This is a genomic window from Burkholderia sp. Ac-20392, assembly GCF_017104585.1.
In the GTDB taxonomy this organism is placed as follows: domain Bacteria; phylum Pseudomonadota; class Gammaproteobacteria; order Burkholderiales; family Burkholderiaceae; genus Burkholderia; species Burkholderia lata.
In genome coordinates, this window is record NZ_JAAGPB010000713.1 from 1 (window position 1) to 3,332 (window position 3,332).

Annotated in this window: 4 protein-coding genes; all 4 read left to right on the forward strand. The window is 68.5% G+C overall.

Features of this window, described 5'->3' with window-relative positions:
* Window positions 1–701 (forward strand): fumarylacetoacetate hydrolase family protein (locus tag G3N99_RS37180; protein WP_206124855.1); only part of this gene is annotated, 701 nt, incomplete at its 5' end.
* A 66-nt stretch (window positions 702–767) separates the two neighbouring features.
* Window positions 768–1,766, forward strand: a complete 999-nt coding sequence (locus tag G3N99_RS37185) for an ABC transporter substrate-binding protein (RefSeq protein ID WP_206124856.1) — start codon at window positions 768–770, stop codon at window positions 1,764–1,766.
* 87 nt (window positions 1,767–1,853) lie between these two features.
* Window positions 1,854–2,468: a VOC family protein gene (locus tag G3N99_RS37190; RefSeq protein WP_174943187.1), complete on the forward strand. Its 615-nt coding sequence runs from the start codon at window positions 1,854–1,856 to the stop codon at window positions 2,466–2,468.
* Entirely contained in the window at window positions 2,465–3,208 is a 744-nt protein-coding gene (locus tag G3N99_RS37195; protein WP_174939065.1) for an ABC transporter permease, read from the forward strand. Before G3N99_RS37190 ends, G3N99_RS37195 begins: the two co-directional genes overlap by 4 nt.
* The last annotated feature ends 124 nt before the right edge of the window (window positions 3,209–3,332 follow it).

The following is a 3,332-nucleotide window of genomic DNA, read 5'->3' on the forward strand; positions in this document are numbered from 1 at the left end:
TCGACGCGACGCCGCTCGCGGGCTACCGGCTGCGCGTGCCGTACGCGCCGCGGCGGATTTTCGCGGCGGCGTCGAACTACTACGAACATGCGCGCGAGATGGGCACCGAGCTTGCGCCGCGCGAGGAAAGCACACCGTACATGTTCATGAAGGCCGAGACGAGCGTGGTGCCGACGCTCGCCGAGGTCGTGATGCCGCCGCAGGCCGAGCGCGTCGACTGGGAAGTGGAGCTGGCCGTCGTGATCGGCAAGCCGGGCCGCCATATCGCGGTGGCCGACGCGTTCGACTACGTGGCCGGCTACACGATCCTGAACGACGTGAGCGCGCGCGACCTGAATCGCCGCACCGACTATCCGTTCAAGCACGACTGGTTTCGCGGCAAGAGTTTCGATACCTTCGGTCCGCTCGGGCCCTGGCTCGTGCCGCGCGCGTGCATCGCCGAACCGCAGAACCTGCGGATGCGGCTCGCCGTGAACGGCGAAATGATGCAGGACGGCAATACCGGCGAGATGATCTTCAGTATTGCGGAGCAGATTCATTACCTGTCGTCGATCCTGACGCTGCAGCCCGGCGACCTGATCGCGACCGGCACGCCGACGGGCGTCGGCATGGGGCGCGGCATCTATCTGCAGCCGGGCGACGTGATGGTCGCGTCGATCGACGGCATCGGCTCGATCGAAAACCCGCTGGTGCGCGGCTAAGCGGCGCGCGCCGCGCCGGCCCGCATGCGAACCCGAACCCGAACTCGAAAAAGACAGGAGGAGGACATGTTTGAGCGTATCCAGGCGCTGGCGCGCGGCGCGGTGCTGGCCGCAAGCCTGGGCGTCGCGGCGTCGGCCGCCCACGCGGCCGACGCGGTACGGGTCAATCTCGCGTGGCTGCCGCAGGGCAGCACCGGCGGGATCCTGGTCGCGCAGGCGAAGGGCTTCTACAAGGACGCGGGCCTCGACGTGACGGTCCAGCGCGGCTACGGCGGCCAGCGGACCGTCAACGAGGTCGACGAAGGGCTGTTCGAGTTCGGCTACGGCGATCCGGTGAGCGTGATCCTGAATCGCGCGCACGGCGGCCATACGGTGCTGGTCGGCGCGATCAACACGCGCTGGCCGGGCGCGATGTGCTATCTGGAGCGGCCCGGTTTCCGGCCTGCGTCGCTGAAGGATCTCGCGGGGCTGTCGCTCGGCGGCGGCAATGCGTCGGCGGTGCAGAACATCGTGCCCGCGTGGCTGAAGCAGAACGGGATGGCGCCCGACGCGATCCGCCTCGTGCGGCTCGATCCGGCCGTGATCAACACCGCACTGCTGCAGAAGCGCATCGACCTGTCCGAATGCTGGGAAGGCGCGAGCCTGCCCGTGCAGGCCGCGTTCGCGCGGCGCGCGGGGCAGAAGCTCGGCAAGGTCACGTATCGCGATCTCGGGCTCGACATGACCGGCAGCGGGATCGTGACGACCGATGCGTTCGTCGCGCAGCATCCGGACGTCGTCAAGCGCTTCGTCGCTGCGACGTATCGCGGCTATGCGCTGATGCGCGACAAGCCGCAGGACGCGGTCGATGCGATCGTCGCGCGCAATCCGCTGCTCGACCGCACGATCCTGCGCGAGCAGATCGACGAGACCAATGCGCTGATTACCGACGATGCGGCCGGCCACCGGCTCGGCTGGCTGCGACCCGAACGCATCGACGCGACGCTCGGCTTCGTGTCGCGGGCCTTCGCGCTCGGTTCGAAGGTCAAGGCCGACAGCCTCTACACCAATCGCTTCGTCGACTAACCCGATCGGGATCGCGGGGGCGGCGGCGCGCCGCCGCCGGCGATCCAACCCGGCCCGCGCGGCGCGCGGGCACACAGGAGAACGGTAATGAACAGCTTGCGTCCCAGGCGGCTCGGACACATGGTGCTGATGGTGCGGGATATCCATCGGTCTGCGAAGTTCTATACGGAAGTGATGGGCCTGAAGGTGTCCGACTGGATCGGCGACCAGATGGTGTTCCTGCGCGCGGGCACCGATCACCACGATCTCGCGCTCGCGCAGCTGCCGAAGGATTCGCCCGATTTCGACGACCTGCCGCGCTATTCGCGCCCGGGCCTCGAACATTTCTCGTACCTGGTCGACAGCATCGAGGAGATGGAGCGCTCGGTGAAGGTGCTGCAGTCGCATGGCGTCGAGATCGTGCGCGGCATCGGGCGGCACGGGCCCGGCGACAATTTCTTCCTGGTGTTCAAGGATCCGGACGGCAACAACGTCGAGGTGTACTGCGCGATGGAGCAGATCGGCGAGCGCGATCCGCGCGAGCCGCAGGTGTGGGAGCGCACGGTCGAATCGTTCGACCAGTACCGCTTCGCGCGCTTCGTCGTGCCGCCGCCGCCGCATCTCGTCGCGGAGAAGTCGCGCGGCAGCGCGCCGGCTGCCGCTTCGGACGACGATGCGGATGCGGGTGCGCAGCACGATGCGCCGAAAGGAGACCCGGCATGAAGCGGCTGATCGAGACGGTCGCGTTCTGGGCGATCGTCGGCGTCGCCTGGGAGTTCGGTGTGCGCTGGACCGGCACGCGCGAATACGTGCTGCCGTCGCTGTCGTCGGTGCTCGCGGCCGGCTGGGAGATGCGCGCGCAACTGCTGGCCGACACGCTGACGACCGCCTGGGAAGTGTTCGCGGGCTTTGCGCTGGCGGTGGCCGGCGGCCTCGCGATCGGGCTGCTCGCGAGCGCGTCGAATCTCGTGCGGCGCACGCTGCTGCCGTTCGTGACCGCGCTGCAGAGCATGCCGAAGATCGCGCTCGCGCCGTTGCTGATCGTCTGGTTCGGCTATGGCTTCGCATCGAAGCTCGCGGCGGCCGTGCTGTTCGCGTTCTTCCCGATCGTCGTCGCGACGATGGGCGGCCTCGCGGGTGTGCCGCGTCATCTCGACGAGCATTTCCGTGCGCTCGGCGCGTCGGCGGCGCACACGTTCTGGCACCTGCGCCTGCCCGCCGCGCTGCCGGCGCTGATGGACGGCCTGAAGATCGCGATGCCGCTCGCGGTGATCGGCGCGATCGTCGGCGAATTCATCGGCGCGGAAGCGGGGCTCGGGCACCTGATCGTGTTCGCGACGTCGAATGCGCAAACGCCGCTGTGCTTCGCGGCGATCCTGATGGTGACCGCGCTCGCGATGCTGTTCTACGGCGCGGTCGAGCTGGTTTCGCGTGCAGTCTGGTGGAGAGGAGTCACGGCCTGATGACGATCGTCAATCTCGTGCGCCCGGTGCGGCGCGCTTCCGTTTCCGAAGGCGCGACGTCGGCGCCCGTTCAGGACGCCGCCCGCGCGGATGCCGCACGCGCGGACGCACTGATCGCCGTCGA

What these genes read in the sequence shown, in the direction of transcription:
- G3N99_RS37195 (WP_174939065.1), top strand. Translation starts at nt 2,465, where the DNA reads ATGAAGCGGCTGATCGAGACGGTCGCGTTCTGGGCGATCGTCGGCGTC.
- G3N99_RS37185 (WP_206124856.1), top strand. Translation starts at nt 768, where the DNA reads ATGTTTGAGCGTATCCAGGCGCTGGCGCGCGGCGCGGTGCTGGCCGCA.
- G3N99_RS37190 (WP_174943187.1), top strand. Translation starts at nt 1,854, where the DNA reads ATGAACAGCTTGCGTCCCAGGCGGCTCGGACACATGGTGCTGATGGTG.